This window comes from Vibrio sp. OPT41, from assembly GCF_015163595.1.
Classification (GTDB): Bacteria; Pseudomonadota; Gammaproteobacteria; order Enterobacterales; family Vibrionaceae; genus Vibrio; species Vibrio alginolyticus.
Genome location: NZ_JADDYH010000003.1, coordinates 36,877 through 51,744, shown reverse-complemented (window position 1 = coordinate 51,744; position 14,868 = coordinate 36,877). Strand labels below are relative to the sequence as shown.

14 protein-coding genes are annotated in these 14,868 nt (G+C 44.3%); 4 read left to right on the top strand and 10 right to left on the bottom strand.

Annotated features, from left to right (window positions below; genetic code table 11):
- Nucleotides 1-614 precede the first annotated feature (614 nt).
- The 7 genes from IQP38_RS00420 to dusA form a co-directional block, all read right to left on the bottom strand.
- A complete protein-coding gene (locus IQP38_RS00420; RefSeq protein ID WP_005382748.1) occupies nucleotides 615-1,394 on the bottom strand; it encodes a phosphoadenylyl-sulfate reductase in 780 nt (259 codons plus the stop codon).
- Entirely contained in the window at nucleotides 1,387-3,123 is a 1,737-nt protein-coding gene (gene cysI, locus IQP38_RS00415; RefSeq protein WP_086047067.1) for an assimilatory sulfite reductase (NADPH) hemoprotein subunit, read from the bottom strand. The genes IQP38_RS00420 and cysI overlap by 8 nt, the downstream gene beginning before the upstream one ends.
- On the bottom strand, nucleotides 3,123-4,994 hold the full coding sequence (locus tag IQP38_RS00410; RefSeq protein ID WP_017821725.1) for an assimilatory sulfite reductase (NADPH) flavoprotein subunit: 1,872 nt from the start codon (nucleotides 4,992-4,994) through the stop codon (nucleotides 3,123-3,125). The genes cysI and IQP38_RS00410 overlap by 1 nt, the downstream gene beginning before the upstream one ends.
- 117 nt (nucleotides 4,995-5,111) lie before the next feature.
- Nucleotides 5,112-5,342, bottom strand: a complete 231-nt coding sequence (locus IQP38_RS00405; protein ID WP_005381264.1) for a hypothetical protein — start codon at nucleotides 5,340-5,342, stop codon at nucleotides 5,112-5,114.
- A gap of 157 nt (nucleotides 5,343-5,499) precedes the next feature.
- Entirely contained in the window at nucleotides 5,500-6,159 is a 660-nt protein-coding gene (locus IQP38_RS00400) for a TIGR04219 family outer membrane beta-barrel protein (RefSeq protein ID WP_005381265.1), read from the bottom strand.
- A gap of 98 nt (nucleotides 6,160-6,257) precedes the next feature.
- Entirely contained in the window at nucleotides 6,258-6,473 is a 216-nt protein-coding gene (pspG, locus tag IQP38_RS00395) for an envelope stress response protein PspG (protein ID WP_005381266.1), read from the bottom strand.
- Between the two features lie 164 nt (nucleotides 6,474-6,637).
- Nucleotides 6,638-7,618: a tRNA dihydrouridine(20/20a) synthase DusA gene (gene dusA / locus IQP38_RS00390; RefSeq protein WP_017821727.1), complete on the bottom strand. Its 981-nt coding sequence runs from the start codon at nucleotides 7,616-7,618 to the stop codon at nucleotides 6,638-6,640.
- Nucleotides 7,619-7,939: 321 nt separating this feature from the next.
- On the opposite strand from dusA, the gene zur reads away from it, so the two are divergent.
- Both zur and IQP38_RS00380 read left to right on the top strand, forming a co-directional pair.
- A complete protein-coding gene (gene zur / locus IQP38_RS00385; protein WP_005381268.1) occupies nucleotides 7,940-8,404 on the top strand; it encodes a zinc uptake transcriptional repressor Zur in 465 nt (154 codons plus the stop codon).
- A gap of 9 nt (nucleotides 8,405-8,413) precedes the next feature.
- A complete protein-coding gene (locus IQP38_RS00380) occupies nucleotides 8,414-8,875 on the top strand; it encodes a chemotaxis protein CheX (protein ID WP_005381269.1) in 462 nt (153 codons plus the stop codon).
- 99 nt (nucleotides 8,876-8,974) lie between these two features.
- On the opposite strand, the gene pgi is transcribed toward IQP38_RS00380, so the two are convergent.
- Complete coding sequence (gene pgi, locus IQP38_RS00375) at nucleotides 8,975-10,627, bottom strand: glucose-6-phosphate isomerase (RefSeq protein WP_005381270.1); 1,653 nt, start codon at nucleotides 10,625-10,627, stop codon at nucleotides 8,975-8,977.
- A gap of 305 nt (nucleotides 10,628-10,932) precedes the next feature.
- Here pgi and IQP38_RS00370 point away from each other — a divergent pair, with 305 nt between their 5' ends.
- Nucleotides 10,933-11,352 (top strand): secondary thiamine-phosphate synthase enzyme YjbQ, encoded by a 420-nt coding sequence (locus IQP38_RS00370; protein WP_005381271.1) that lies wholly within the window; start codon nucleotides 10,933-10,935, stop codon nucleotides 11,350-11,352.
- A gap of 38 nt (nucleotides 11,353-11,390) precedes the next feature.
- Here the strand turns inward: IQP38_RS00370 and alr are convergent, their stop codons facing one another.
- A complete protein-coding gene (gene alr, locus IQP38_RS00365) occupies nucleotides 11,391-12,467 on the bottom strand; it encodes an alanine racemase (RefSeq protein WP_031777284.1) in 1,077 nt (358 codons plus the stop codon).
- 13 nt (nucleotides 12,468-12,480) lie between these two features.
- Nucleotides 12,481-13,881 carry a replicative DNA helicase gene (locus IQP38_RS00360; protein WP_005382759.1) on the bottom strand — a complete coding sequence of 467 codons (1,401 nt, stop codon included), beginning with the start codon at nucleotides 13,879-13,881 and terminating at the stop codon, nucleotides 12,481-12,483.
- A 221-nt stretch (nucleotides 13,882-14,102) separates the two neighbouring features.
- Here IQP38_RS00360 and IQP38_RS00355 point away from each other — a divergent pair, with 221 nt between their 5' ends.
- The gene (locus tag IQP38_RS00355) at nucleotides 14,103-14,867 is read left to right on the top strand and encodes a DUF481 domain-containing protein (protein ID WP_025768078.1); all 765 of its coding nucleotides are present in this window, start codon (nucleotides 14,103-14,105) and stop codon (nucleotides 14,865-14,867) included.
- Nucleotide 14,868: the final 1 nt, after the last annotated feature.

Below are 14,868 nucleotides of genomic sequence, written 5' to 3'. Positions count from 1 at the left end.
GTTCAATCTGAGCCATGATCAAACTCTTCAATTTAAGATTTTGTCGGCTCAATGAATACTGAACATTACATAAGTAATGTTTGAATTGACTGTGCTGAGTCCGAAGACTCAATGGTCACTTCGTTTCATTGAAACCTAATTTGATACCGAAGTATCGAATTGGATTATCATCAACGAGTGCCCACACAGATTGATAGGTCTATATTGTTAAAGAGCAACTCTTCTTTGTGATTGACATCACTTCGGAAGAGGCGGCCATTCTAGCGAGATAATTTATCGTGTCAAACACTTTCTTCAAATTATTTCGTATTTCTTTTCAGCCTTATCAACTTCGCTTAAACCCTTCTGAGCCCTTGCCCTGTCGACGAGGAGGCATTATAGAGATCGCGCTCACATTGGCAAGTGTTATTTTTCAAAAATTGCAAAAACAATGGTTAAACGATGAGTTTTCGATCAAACCTTTATTTATTCAACTTTACCCCAAACTCTCACACAACTTATCCACAGATTTGTGCTTTGAGACGTATTTTTCAAGTACCATAAATAAAGAAAGCTGCTTTATTGCAGCTATCTTTATTAAACTTAACCTAAACTCTATTTAAAGAGTATTATGGCTATATGCCAGACCCATCTTGTTCAGAGCCATCATCTTCGTGTAGGCCACATTCTCGCTTTAAGCCAAAGAATCGAGTTTCTTCCTCTGACATTCCCGGCTCCCATTTACGAGTGGTATGTGTATCACCAACTGAAAGGTAACCTTCATCCCACAATGGGTGGTATTTAAGGCCGTGTTGTTCTAAGTAGTAATGAACGTCTTTATTAGTCCAATCAATTACTGGTAGAAATTTAAACACACCGTTCTGAATTGATAGAATCGGTAAACCTGCACGAGATTTACTTTGCTCTCGACGCAGTCCAGAGAACCACGTTCCAACATTAAGCTCTTTTAACGCTCGACGCATCGGCTCAACTTTATTGAGCTTGTTGTATTTTTCAATTCCCTCTACGCCTTGCTCCCATAATTTTCCATATCGAGCTTCTTGCCAATTCGCACTTTCCTTGGCTCGATAAACTTTTAAATTTAGGTTGAGAGCATCTGTCAGCTCATCGATAAATCGGTACGTCTCAGCAAACAGGTAACCAGTATCGGTTAGAATGACGGGGATGTCCGCTTTGGCGCGAGTAACTAAATGAAGCATAACCGCGGCTTGAATACCAAAACTAGAAGAAACCGCGAACTCGCCTTCTAGATTATCTAAAGCCCACGCTACTCTCTCTTGTGCTGAAAGCTTTTCGAGCTCGACATTAATTTGAGCAAGACGGAGGATTTGCTCCGTCTTTGTTAATGTCAGTAACTCTGTGAGCTCCAGCTTGGATGCTACAGAATCAAGCATGAAAGTCCCTCTTTGATACGAGCACTTCTTGGATAATGCCAGCACGAATAGTGAAATCGCCAAAGGCTTCGCCTTCTTCACGCTCTTTCGACCATCGAGCCACCAGCAGATCAATCTCTTCTAAGATTTGCTTATCCGTGATGTTCTCTTTATACATTTTTGGTACTCGAGTACCGGCACGGTTACCACCTAGGTGCAAGTTGTAACGACCCGGCGCTTTGCCAACTAGACCAATTTCAGCCAACATTGCGCGACCACAACCATTTGGACACCCAGTTACACGCAAAATGATGTTGTCATTTTCTGGTAGATTGTGCTTCTCCAGAATCCCCTCCACATCAGTAACAAACTGAGGAAGGAAACGCTCAGCTTCTGCCATCGCTAGCGGACAAGTTGGAAAAGCAACACAAGCCATTGAGTTCTTACGCTGTTCACTTACGCCGTCGTCCATTAAGCCATGTTCACGAGCGATCTTTTCAATCTTCGCTTTTTCGTTTTTAGGTACACCCGCAACAATTAGGTTTTGGTTTGCTGTCATGCGGAAATCGCCTTTGTGGATTTTGGCAATTTCAGCAACACCCGTCTTAAGTGGTTTACCTGGAAAGTCTAATAAGCGACCGTTTTCGATGAAAAGCGCTAAATGATATTTACCATCAATTCCTTCTACCCAGCCAATACGGTCACCACGTTCTGTGAATTCATATGGACGGCTTTGCTCAAACTTAACACCAGCACGTTTCTCGACTTCCGCTTTAAAGACATTGCTACCTACACGATCCAATGTGTATTTGGTTTTTGCGTTCTTACGGTTTGAACGGTTACCCCAGTCGCGCTGAGTTGTTACTACAGCTGCGGCAACATCAAGTGTCTTGTCCAGCGGAATAAAGCCAAAGTCGTCAGCGCGGCGCGGATAAGTTGATGTATCGCCATGCGTCATCGCTAAGCCGCCGCCGACCAGGACGTTAAAGCCTACCAGCTTACCGTTATCTGCAATCGCTACGAAGTTGAGATCGTTAGCGTGTACATCTACGTCATTTTGCGGTGGGATAACCACTGTAGTTTTAAACTTACGTGGTAAGTAGTTCTTGCCTAGAATCGGTTCGTCTTCTTCCGTGCTTTCTACTTTTTCACCGTCTAGCCAAATCTCTGCATAAGCGCGCGTCTTTGGTAATAGATGCTCACTGATCTTCTTCGCCCATTCGTAAGCTTCTTGGTGTAACTCTGACTCCACTGGGTTAGTGGTACACAACACGTTACGGTTTACATCACCCGCGGTTGCAATCGAATCAATGCCAATACTGTTGAGCGTTTGATGCATCAACTTAATATTCGGTTTTAATACCCCATGAAACTGGAACGTTTGGCGAGTCGTCAGACGAATACTTCCATATAAAGAGTGCTCCGTTGCGAACTTGTCGATCGCTAACCATTGCGTTGGCGTGATGATGCCTCCAGGCATACGAGCACGAAGCATCACATTATGTAATGGTTCCAGTTTTTGCTTTGTGCGTTCATTACGGATATCACGATCGTCTTGTTGATACATACCGTGGAAACGAATTAACTGGAAGTTGTCGGCAGTAAAGCCACCAGTAATACGGTCCTGTAAATCTTGCTCAATGGTGCCACGTAATAAGTTGCTTTCTCGCTTCAGGCGCTCGTTATCAGATAGCGGCCCTAACTCTTCACCTAATACAACCTGCTTATTATTGTCCGTAGAAAAAGTCATTAGTACACATCCCTCTGATAACGTTTCGCTTTACGTAGGTCATTAATAAATTGTTCTGCATCGTCACGCGGCATCTTGCCTTCTTGTTCAGCAACGATAACCAATGCGTCGTGCACATCTTTTGCCATACGCGTTGCATCACCGCAGACATAGATATAAGCGCCTTCTTGGATCCACTGCCACACTTGAGCTGCGTTTTCTAAGATGCGATGTTGTACGTAAACCTTTTCTACTTGGTCACGACTAAAGGCAACATCCAATCGGCTTAGTACTCCTGACTTGAGATACTTTTGCCATTCCACTTGGTACAAGAAGTCTTGAGTGAACGTGCGATCACCAAAGAACAACCAGTTTTTGCCTTCAGCATCGCGGTTTTCACGCTCCTGAATAAAGCTACGGAATGGTGCGATCCCTGTGCCAGGACCAACCATGATAATTGGAGTGCTATCATCTTCCGGCAGTTTGAAGTTGTTGTTATGCTCAACAAATACTTTAACTTCACCCCCCTCTTCGAGACGCTGTGCTAAGAAACTAGACGCACCACCATATCGTTTTTCGTCGTTTTGTTCGTACTCAACCAAAGCAACCGTTAGGTGTACTTCTTCATCGACCTCTTCTTGGCTTGATGCAATAGAGTAAAGGCGTGGAGTAAGGCGACGAAGCAAACCAATCAATTCATCTGCGGTTAACTTGGTTTTCTTTTCTGCCAGTACATCAACGATTTGAGTATTTGCAGAGTACTCGCGAAGCTTATCTTTATCTTCAACTAACTTTTGTAGCTTCTTGCTACCGGATAACTCGGCAAACTTTGTGATGAGCTGCGGGTTAGATGTTGTGATTTCATATTTACTCACGAGAGCACTGTGGATTGACAAGCTTTCACCATCAACGTCAACAGTCTCAACCCCAGACAAACCGACCTTACCAAGAATGGCATTTGCAAGTTCCGAGCTATTTTCAAACCACACACCTAGTGCATCACCTGGCTGATACGTTAAGCCCGAGCCTTCTAAGTCGATTTCTATATGACGAACGTCTTTTCCAGAGTCACGGCCCGTGATTTTTTGACTGGTCAGTAACGTCGCAGTGTACGGATTTTGTTTATTGTAAGGAGAGTGCGCAGTCGCAGCTTGACCCACAGGAAGTTGAACCACATCCGCTTCAGAGCCAGAAGACAGTGTATCTTTTACCTTGTCTAACGCATTCTTACGCCATTCAGTTGCAGGGGCTTCATAATCCACATCGCAATCAAGACGCTCGATAAATGGAGTCGCGCCTAGCTTTGATAGGTAAGTGTCGAAGTCTTTACCGGTCTGACAGAAGAACTCGTAGCTAGAATCTCCCAATGCAATAACACCATATTGCAGGTTTGGCAGCTTAGGAGCCTTCTTCGATTGCAAAAACTCATGTAGCTCAATGGCATTGTCTGGCGCTTCGCCTTCGCCGTTAGTCGATGCCACAATAATGACATGCGTTTCTTTGGCTAAGTTTTTACCTTTGTAATCGCTTGCATCAAAAAGTTCGACTGCAATTCCTTCTGCTTTTGCTTCCTGTTCCAGAGCTTCAGCAACACCTTTAGCATTGCCCGTTTGGGAAGCAAAAATAATACTCAACTTACCTGCTGGCTTCGCTGATACGGCTGCCGTTGCTTGTGCAATTGGCGTTACCGCTGTGTTTGGTTGATTTTGAGCTAATCCCCAAAAATACCCACTGACCCAAGCAAGTTGCTGTGAAGACAACTCAGAGACAGTTTGTTGGAGTGAGCTAATTTGTTGGTCATTCAGAGGGCTTGCGATTGGAGGATTTCCTCCTTGCCCATTATTATCTTCAGACACATTCTTGTGAGAATACTCATTCTTTTGAAAAGACATTATCACGACATCCCTATTCATTGCGTGACGATAGAGTACCCACTCTCCTTAATAACAAGAAAGAATAGAAGTGAATGTTTTATAACTTTTTGGAAGTAAGAACGGCTTACTTTTTGCTCATCGATCTTCAATGCGGACTTGTTGAAAGCCTACTGCCATTGCCGATTTTGACGCAGTATCCAAATCTTCATAAAGACATTCTTCGCCGTGACTGTCCGTTAGAAAAACAAAACCACCGCGCGCATGTCTGAACTCTACAACCCAACCACCCTCTTGGATTGCAGGCTCAATAATCGCTTCGATAAGCTGATTTTCACGGAATAGATGTCTTAGTTCATTTATTGTCATCGCTATCCCTGCTTTAACTTTCACATTGCTCCTAGGTAAGCATGGTCTAAGTCAGCCAAATAGGGAGAAATTTCGATTAGATATAATGAAGTGATATAAAAAAACGCCGCTTATAAAGCGACGTTTTAAGTAAATCGAATATCTAACATGGCTGAATTTAGAACGCGTATTCCGCACTCACAAAGAAGCCGTTAGCAAAAATAAACTCTTTCCCTAGATCCGACATGAATTTATCGGACTCTAAATCAATCACACGGTAACCTCCACGAAAAGCCAGTCGAGCTTTTTCGAGCGGTACATTGTATTGAACACCTGCCATGAAATCGGTGCTTTTGATACCTTTGTTGTCACCAAAGTTTATCTCACCAATCACATCAAAGTTTGTATCCGGAACTTGAATTTCTGCGTAACCATACCAAGCCCAAATCAGCTCATCAAATTCTTCTACACGCCTGCTTGAGCCAGCATCAATGTATTTAGTGTCACTTAAATTACTGAACGTGAGACCCGCATCAAAGTGCAATAAATCATGCTCTAGAACGTGGTAATACAAGGTTAAATCGAGCTTATCGAACCCCATGTAATCCGCATCAACACTTGAGTAACGAAGGCGCGCATTAGGGACATATTTAACATCATGTTCAATCGCCGCGTAAAAAGTGCCTGCGGTACTGCTATCTCGTCTCACTTCATTAACTTTAGTGTCGGCAGCCCATACCTCTGCGCCGACTTTTGTCGATACAGAGTACTCTGCAAAAACAGGAAAAGATACTGCCAACGATAATGCAGTTAAAGCGATGTTCGCTTTATTTGTCATGTAGTATTTACTCCGAGATAGCTGATATTCACGTAGAGGACGTGAGAGGAAATATACCATATTCTCACGCCTCTCCATCAACTAAATGATGTTACTCATTATTTATAGCGGGGCTGAGCGACGTAATTCTTGAAGAACCAAATACCCAATGCAATCACGATTAACCATGGTAATAGTTTAAGTACCGCTCCAACCATTCCCAGTAAAAACATCACAACTAACGCAATACCAGTTGCTGCGAATACGGTCATCATTGTGATACCCGTAACCAACAAGGTCGCCGCAAAGACTAAAATAAAGATTAGCTCCAACATAATCACTTCTCCATTTGTTTTCAATAAACAGAGCAGTTTCCATACCAACTTACAGAAACGAAGTTAAGATTATGATTTTTAATAAAAAAACAAAGCCAGAGGCATTTCTGCACTCTGGCTTTATCATTCTTTAGTTGGTAATTTTAGCCATTCACTGGCGAATTTTACACATTCAATTCTTTTGGAATCTTAGCTAGCGCGTCTTGCAATACTTCTAGACCAGAACCTGGTTTGTGCGCATTTTCACTGATATGACGACGCCATTGACGAGCACCGGGCATGCTTTGGAACAAACCTAACATGTGGCGGGTAATATGACCAAGGTACGCACCTTTCGCTAATTGCGCTTCAATGTATGGATACATCTCTTCAACAATTTCGCTGCGTTTCTTCACTGGAGCATTAGAGCCAAACAACTCTTGATCTACCGATGCCAGTAAATATGGGCTTTGGTATGCTTCACGACCAATCATCACACCGTCAAGATGCTGAAGATGTGCTTTTGCTTCTTCTAATGATTTCACGCCACCGTTAATCGCAATCGTTAGGTGTGAGAAGTCTTGCTTCAATTGGTAAGCGCGTGGGTAATCCAATGGTGGGATCTCACGGTTTTCTTTTGGGCTTAGACCACTTAACCAAGCTTTACGAGCATGGATAGTGAACTGCTCACAGCCACCCTTTTCTGAAACAATAGAAACGAAGTCCGTTAGGAATTCGTAAGAGTCTTGATCATCAATACCAATGCGAGTCTTGACTGTTACAGGGATATCGACCACGTCTTTCATTGCTGCGACACAATCCGCAACTAACTGCGGTTCAGCCATTAGGCAAGCACCAAATCGACCGTTTTGTACGCGGTCAGATGGACACCCCACATTTAGGTTAATCTCATCGTAGCCACGCTCTTGCGCTAGCTTGGCACACGTAGCCAAATCTGCTGGGTTTGAACCACCAAGCTGAAGGGCTAACGGATGCTCTTCTTCGTTATAAGCCAGGAAATCTCCTTTTCCATGAATGATCGCACCTGTCGTCACCATTTCAGTGTACAACAGGGTTTCTTTGGTCATTAAGCGATGGAAGTAGCGACAATGACGATCAGTCCAATCTAACATTGGTGCTACGGAGAGCCTGCAAGAATGAGTCATGATATAAACACCCGTTTTTATGTTGCCAAGGTCGAGCGCAGCAGTACGCTCAAAAAATAAGTCGGGTATTGTATACCCAAGCACCTCTGGGTGCTAGTTTCAGCGAGAATGATTTGGTTGGCTGACTAGCCAAGTGCTTAGGAATACGCAGAAGTAATACGAATCTGTCATTCGTTGATTCATTCTGTGATGATTATTCCGCCTTCACACCACCACCGACTTGCTTTAATTCATGATTTTCGTTCTGATAGTGGGTAAAATGAAGCATTTCTAAACGAACTTCGTATAGAAATGATTTATCATAGAGCACGTCCGATAGTTATGGTGAAAGGTTTGAACCCAACAATCATTGAACAAATTGAAAGTATCTGCGCAGAGCGTGGAGTACGACTGACTCCGCAACGCCGACGCGTATTTGAACTCATTTGTTCTAATCGCCGCGCCTCAAGTGCGTATGAGCTATTGGAGCAACTAAAAGAGAGTGAGCCTCAGGCTAAGCCGCCCACTGTTTATCGAGCATTAGATTTTCTCCTAGAGCAAGGCTTCATCCACCGAGTGGAATCGACAAATAGCTTTATTACTTGTTGTTCTTTCAATACTCAGCAGCACTTTTTCCAATTACTAATTTGCGATAAATGTGGTGATGTCGTTGAACTCGAAGATGAGACGCTGATATCCTTGTTAGCCGAAAACGCCGAGAAGCATGGATTCAAACTGACCAACCAAGTTATTGAAACTCATGGTGAATGCCAGGCCTGTTCCTCCGAGACGAAAGAAAAAGTATAGAAGAACGTTATGCGCGCTGAATTTGTAAACCCGTTTTTAGCTTCTTTAATGAACGTGCTAAAAACTATGGCTTCTCTTGAGCTGAAGCCACAAAAACCGCGAATCAAAAAAGATGAGATCGCACGAGGTGACGTTTCTGGTCTGATTGGTATGGTAGGCCCACAAACTCGTGGTTCAATGTCGATCACCTTTGATGAAGCACTCGCCCTAGAAATCATGCAGAACATGCTTGGTGAACGTCCAAATGGGCTCAATGAAGAAGTGACCGATATGGTGGGTGAGATCACCAACATGGTTACTGGTGGTGCGAAACGCATTCTGGCGGAAAGTGGTTTTGACTTTGATATGGCAACACCGGTTGTGGTTTCGGGCCGAGGTCATACGATTCGCCACAAGTGTGAAGGCTCAATTATTATCATGCCTTTCTCTTCCCAATGGGGAAATGCCTTTATCGAAATTTGCTTCGAATAAAAGAGAAAAAATAGGTTGGCACTGGCCAACCTATTTTGTTTTTGCCTCAGGCAATAAAAAGGTCAGCATTTGCTGACCTTTTCTTTATCTATTCAAACATTAAGCTTTGAACGCTTTAAATGCGTTGATTAGACCGTTTGTTGAGCTGTCATGCGAGCTGATTTGAGACTCGTCTGCAAGCTCAGGTAGGATTTGGTTAGCCAGTTGTTTACCTAGCTCCACGCCCCACTGGTCAAAGCTGAAGATATTCCAGATAACACCTTGTACGAAAATTTTGTGTTCGTACATTGCGATCAAGTTACCTAGCGTACGAGGCGTGATTTGCTTCACTAGAATAGAGTTTGTTGGACGGTTACCTTCAAACACTTTGAATGGCGCAATCGCTGCCACTTCTTCAGCATTCTTACCTACTTTCACCAACTCTTCTTTCACGGTTTCTTCATTTTTACCAAACGCTAGAGCTTCAGTTTGCGCGAAGAAGTTAGACATCAGTTTTTGGTGATGATCGCTAGCTGGGTTGTGGCTAATTGCAGGTGCAATGAAGTCACATGGGATAAGCTTAGTACCTTGGTGAATTAGCTGGTAGAACGCGTGCTGACCGTTGGTACCTGGTTCACCCCAAATGATTGGGCCAGTTTGGTAAGTTACAGCATTGCCGTCACGGTCAACGTATTTACCGTTTGATTCCATGTTACCTTGCTGGAAGTACGCCGCGAAACGGTGCATGTACTGATCGTAAGGCAGAATAGCTTCTGATTCCGCACCGTGGAAGTTGTTGTACCAAATACCGATAAGCGCAAGGATCACAGGGATGTTGCTTTCTAGATCTGTTGATACAAAGTGCTTGTCCATCTCGTGAGCGCCATCAAGCAGCTCAACGAAGTTGTCGAAACCTACTGCTAGTGCAATTGATAGACCGATCGCAGACCATAGTGAGTAACGGCCACCAACCCAGTCCCAGAATTCAAACATGTTCGCTGTATCGATACCAAATTCAGACACGGCTGTCGCGTTTGTTGAAAGCGCAGCAAAGTGCTTAGCCACATGAGCCTGATCACCCGCCGATTCTAGGAACCAATCACGAGCAGTGTGCGCGTTAGTCATGGTTTCTTGTGTTGTAAACGTCTTAGACGCGATCAAGAATAACGTCGTTTCTGGGTTAACTTTCTTCAACGTTTCAACGATGTGTGTACCATCAACGTTAGATACGAAGTGAAGGTTTAGATGATTTTTGTATGGCGCTAGAGCTTCCGTCACCATGTAAGGGCCAAGGTCAGAACCGCCGATACCGATGTTCACAATATCGGTAATTGCTTTGCCTGTGTAACCTTTCCATTCACCGCCGATAACGCGCTCAGTGAATGATTTCATTTTTTCTAGAACCGCGTTCACTGCTGGCATTACGTCTTCGCCATCTACCATAACTGGAGTATTAGCGCGGTTACGTAGTGCAGTGTGAAGAACAGCGCGACCTTCTGTTTGGTTGATCGCTTCACCACTGAACATCGCTTCAATTGCAGATTTCAGCTCGGTCTCTTTCGCAAGAGCAAACAGGTGCTTCAGAGTTTCCTCATTGATGAGGTTCTTTGAGTAATCGACTAGGATGTCTGAGCCGAAACGTGCAGAGTATTTGTCGAAACGCGCTGCGTCTTGAGCAAACAGCTCTTTAAGATCCATATCTTGTGCAGATTCGAAATGCGCCGTTAGCGCTTTCCAAGCTTGTGTTTGCGTTGGATTGATATTTTTCAACATGGTCTTTATCCCGATGTTACAGTAGGTTCCATTCCTTACAGTCTAGCGAAAACTGTGGAATCCCCGATTTAGCAAATAGAATATAAATTAGATGTTTGGGCAAATTGCCACAAAACAAGTCTTTGTAATTTTTTTTCAGGCGCCAATTATGACCGAGAGCTTTTACACTCACATTGAGTTAGGTCACGTTCCCTGCCCTGAAATTGAACATTCATTTACGATGACAAGAATCATATCATTTACTAATGACAGGCTCTAATTGGAATAGGATAGACGCCAATTTATAAATTTCCAAAGGAACACGTATGTGGGCACAAAAAACACTGCAATTAAAAGCGAGAAGCCGCGGTTTTCACCTGATAACTGATGAAATTGAACAACAATTACCACAAATAAACGAACTTTCAGTAGGTTTATTACACTTATTTATTCAGCACACCTCCGCCAGTTTGACCTTAAATGAGAATGCTGATCCAACCGTGCGTATGGACATGGAAGCGCACTTCAATAAGTTTGTGCCAGAGCGTGCTCCTTATTATCAGCACACCTATGAAGGTGACGACGACATGCCGGCACATATTAAAGCATCACTGCTTGGCAGTAGTGTGACGGTACCAATCCAAAATGGTCGATTAGCTTTAGGAACATGGCAAGGTATTTACTTGGGTGAGCATCGAGACTTTGGTGGCGGCCGCCGCGTTATTGCTACGATTAACGGTGAGTAGATAAAACAAAGGCTAACCTTGGGTTAGCCTTTCGTTGTTTATTTGGAGTATTCCATCTCGACGCGAGGCGTTAGCTTAGTCACGAGTTCATACGCAATCGTACCAATGTGACCCGCTACTTCTTCTACTGGGAGCTCTTTCCCCCAAAGAATCGCTTCGTCGCTGACTTTATCCGTTGCGTCTGGTCCCAAATCGACCGTCAGCATATCCATGGAAACTCGACCTGCAATAGGTACTTTACGGCCATTAACCCACACCGGCGTACCGTTTGGAGCACTTCTTGGGTAACCGTCGCCATACCCTACAGCAATGACACCAACTTTTGTATCTCGCTCACTGGTCCAAATACCACCGTAGCCAACACTTTCACCCTTCTTCACTTCACGTACCGCAATAAGGTGGGATTTAAGTGTCATGACAGGCTGATACCCAAGATCTTGCGCCGTTTTGTCATCGAATGGCGACACACCATACATGATAATACCCGGACGAACCCAATCTAAATGGCTTTGAGGCCATGCCAATAACCCCGCAGATGCCGCCAGTGAACGTTCCCCTTGGCAACCAGAAGTCAACGATTTAAACAGCTCAATCTGTTGTGGGGTAATATCGCTATCCAGCTCATCTGCACAGCCAAAGTGGCTCATGTAACGCAACGGTTTCGCTACATTTGGACACTCCTTCAGCCGCGTTACAAACTCGTCATATTGTTCAGGACGAACCCCAAGGCGGTGCATGCCACTGTCAATCTTCAGCCACACGACAACCGGAGTTTCAAGGTCTGCTTGCTCCAAGGCGATAAGCTGCTCTTCACAGTGCACCACAGTTTGGATGTTGTTCGTCACAAGAACAGGTAAGTCACCAGGAGAGTAAAAACCTTCTAGCAATAGAATCGGCTTTACTACTCCACAAGCGCGCAGTTGCAATGCTTCTTCAATACGAGCCACACCAAACGCATCCGCATGGTTAGCATGTTTTGCGACATGACGTAATCCGTGACCATAACCATTGGCCTTGACGACAGCCATCACTTTACTTTGTGGCGCTTGAGCTTTTACGCGCTGTAAGTTGTGCTGCAACGCAGACAAATCAATGCACGCCTTGGCCGCTTTCATATAGCTCATGGGATTACTCATCATCAATATCGAATGCAGGACCCGCGTAGTTGTCGAAACGCGAATGTTGACCTTGGAAAGTGAGGCGAACAGAGCCGATAGGACCATTACGCTGTTTACCAATAATGATTTCGGCCGTACCTTTGTACGGACTATCTGGGTGATAAACCTCATCACGGTAGATGAACATGATCAAGTCGGCATCCTGCTCGATGGAACCGGATTCACGCAAGTCCGAGTTTACTGGTCGTTTATCCGCACGTTGCTCTAGGGAACGGTTTAGCTGCGACAGTGCCACAACAGGCACATTTAGCTCTTTTGCCAGCGCCTTAAGAGAGCGAGAGATCTCAGCAATCTCAAGAGTACGGTTATCGGTTAACGAAGGCACGCGCATCAACTGAAGGTAGTCGACCATGATCATCGATAGACCGCCATGTTCACGAGCGATACGGCGAGCGCGCGAACGCACTTCGGTCGGAGTTAGTCCAGAGCTATCATCAATGTACATATTTTTCTTCTGCATCAGGATACCCATAGTAGAAGAAATACGCGCCCAATCTTCGTCATCTAGCTGACCCGTACGGATCTTGGTTTGGTCAACACGAGACAAAGAGGCCAACATACGCATCATCAACTGTTCAGCTGGCATCTCTAACGAGAAAATAAGTACGGGCTTTTCTTGTTGCATGGCTGCATTTTCACACAAGTTCATCGCAAAGGTCGTTTTACCCATCGATGGACGCGCAGCGACAATCACCAAATCAGAGCCTTGCAAACCTGCGGTTTTCTTATTGAGATCTGTGAAACCGGTATCGACCCCGGTAACACCATCTTGTGGCGTTTTATACAACAACTCGATACGTTCTAACGTCTTTTCGAGGATGTTGTCGACGTTTTGTGGTCCTTCGTTTTCACTAGTTCGAGACTCGGCGATAGCAAAAACTTTACTCTCCGCCATGTCTATTAAATCTTCAGAACTGCGACCTTGAGGGTCATAGCCCGCGTCCGCAATTTCATTCGCGACACCAATAAGGCCACGAACAATCGCGCGCTCAGCGACAATATCAGCATACGCATTGATGTTAGCTGCACTTGGCGTATTCTTCGCCAAGTCAGCAAGGTAAGCAAAACCGCCTACATCTTCTAACAACTCGTGACGCTCTAGATATTCCGATAAAGTAATAAGATCGAGAGGTTTACCCGCTTCAAGAATGGTTTTTACACCTTCAAAAATCAGGCGGTGTGGACGACTATAGAAATCACTGCTCACAACACGTTCGGCAACGGTGTCCCAACGTTCATTATCCAGTAAAAGACCACCAATTACTGATTGCTCGGCTTCTAGTGAGTGAGGTGGCACTTTGATTGCGTCGACCTGACTGTCTGAAGGTTTGCGATTTCTGTTTTCCGCCATGACTTTGCTCGATAACTACTATTGACCCACGATTATAACCTTAACCTAGCTGAGATGCTTCCCCGAAGCGACAATTACTTGTTAAGAAATCATCATGTGAACCATCCGGGTAATAGCCTGGTTCTTCCGCCTAGCTCTAATAAAAATTAACCTACCATTGACCCAACCAAATATCTGTATCAGTATCATGCCCCTCCTTTTTGATTACGTTCGAGGTTGATGTGTCCCGATACTGGTTACTTAGCTTTAGCCTACTGTGCGCTAGTGCATCGTATGCTGACGAATCAGTACAGCCAGAGCAAAATATTGATTTACCCGACCCACTAAAAACCGAGGTGGAGTTCGGCTATCAAGCTCACACAGGTAACACGGACTCTCGTTCCCTGAATGCTCGTTTGAGTGCTGAATATACGTCAGGTCGACACCGTTCTAATGGTGAATGGAAGTACTACAACTTGTACAAAGACGGTGAAGAAGACAAACGCTCATCCACCTATTCCCTGCAGAGTGACTACAAGTTAGGCCCTAAGACGTATTTGTATGGCAGCTTTAAAGGAGTGGATTCTCGCTACAGTGCTTATTTTAAAGACTATACGTTGTCAGGTGGTTTGGGTTACCAGTTCTCCTACACTGAGAACTTCATTTTAGAGGTAGAAGTAGGCCCTGGTTTTCGCTATCAAGAGCCAAACTTAGACGAAATAGATGATGACGATATTGTCTTTCCCGATATCGTTAGAGAAGGCATTTTTCGAGGAAATGTCAACACAACTTGGCATGCGTTGGATAATTTAAGTTTCGCAGCTGATATTACGTTGGTAACAGGTAGAAGTAACACACGTACTGATAGTGAACTCAGTGTAACCAATGATATTACTGAAGATATCGCACTGAAACTAGCGCACTCTCGTCAGTATCACGATAAAGTGCCTGAAGGCTTAAGCAAAGCAGACAGCGTATTTTCCGTTAATTTACTTTTCGCTTTTTAAC

What these genes read in the sequence shown, in the direction of transcription:
- cysI (WP_086047067.1), bottom strand. Translation starts at nt 3,123, where the DNA reads ATGACTTTTTCTACGGACAATAATAAGCAGGTTGTATTAGGTGAAGAG.
- IQP38_RS00420 (WP_005382748.1), bottom strand. Translation starts at nt 1,394, where the DNA reads ATGCTTGATTCTGTAGCATCCAAGCTGGAGCTCACAGAGTTACTGACA.
- zur (WP_005381268.1), top strand. Translation starts at nt 7,940, where the DNA reads ATGGTGAAAGGTTTGAACCCAACAATCATTGAACAAATTGAAAGTATC.
- IQP38_RS00400 (WP_005381265.1), bottom strand. Translation starts at nt 6,159, where the DNA reads ATGACAAATAAAGCGAACATCGCTTTAACTGCATTATCGTTGGCAGTA.
- IQP38_RS00360 (WP_005382759.1), bottom strand. Translation starts at nt 13,881, where the DNA reads ATGGCGGAAAACAGAAATCGCAAACCTTCAGACAGTCAGGTCGACGCA.
- IQP38_RS00410 (WP_017821725.1), bottom strand. Translation starts at nt 4,994, where the DNA reads ATGTCTTTTCAAAAGAATGAGTATTCTCACAAGAATGTGTCTGAAGAT.
- alr (WP_031777284.1), bottom strand. Translation starts at nt 12,467, where the DNA reads ATGAAAGCGGCCAAGGCGTGCATTGATTTGTCTGCGTTGCAGCACAAC.
- IQP38_RS00405 (WP_005381264.1), bottom strand. Translation starts at nt 5,342, where the DNA reads ATGACAATAAATGAACTAAGACATCTATTCCGTGAAAATCAGCTTATC.
- pgi (WP_005381270.1), bottom strand. Translation starts at nt 10,627, where the DNA reads ATGTTGAAAAATATCAATCCAACGCAAACACAAGCTTGGAAAGCGCTA.
- IQP38_RS00380 (WP_005381269.1), top strand. Translation starts at nt 8,414, where the DNA reads ATGCGCGCTGAATTTGTAAACCCGTTTTTAGCTTCTTTAATGAACGTG.
- IQP38_RS00370 (WP_005381271.1), top strand. Translation starts at nt 10,933, where the DNA reads ATGTGGGCACAAAAAACACTGCAATTAAAAGCGAGAAGCCGCGGTTTT.
- dusA (WP_017821727.1), bottom strand. Translation starts at nt 7,618, where the DNA reads ATGACTCATTCTTGCAGGCTCTCCGTAGCACCAATGTTAGATTGGACT.
- pspG (WP_005381266.1), bottom strand. Translation starts at nt 6,473, where the DNA reads ATGTTGGAGCTAATCTTTATTTTAGTCTTTGCGGCGACCTTGTTGGTT.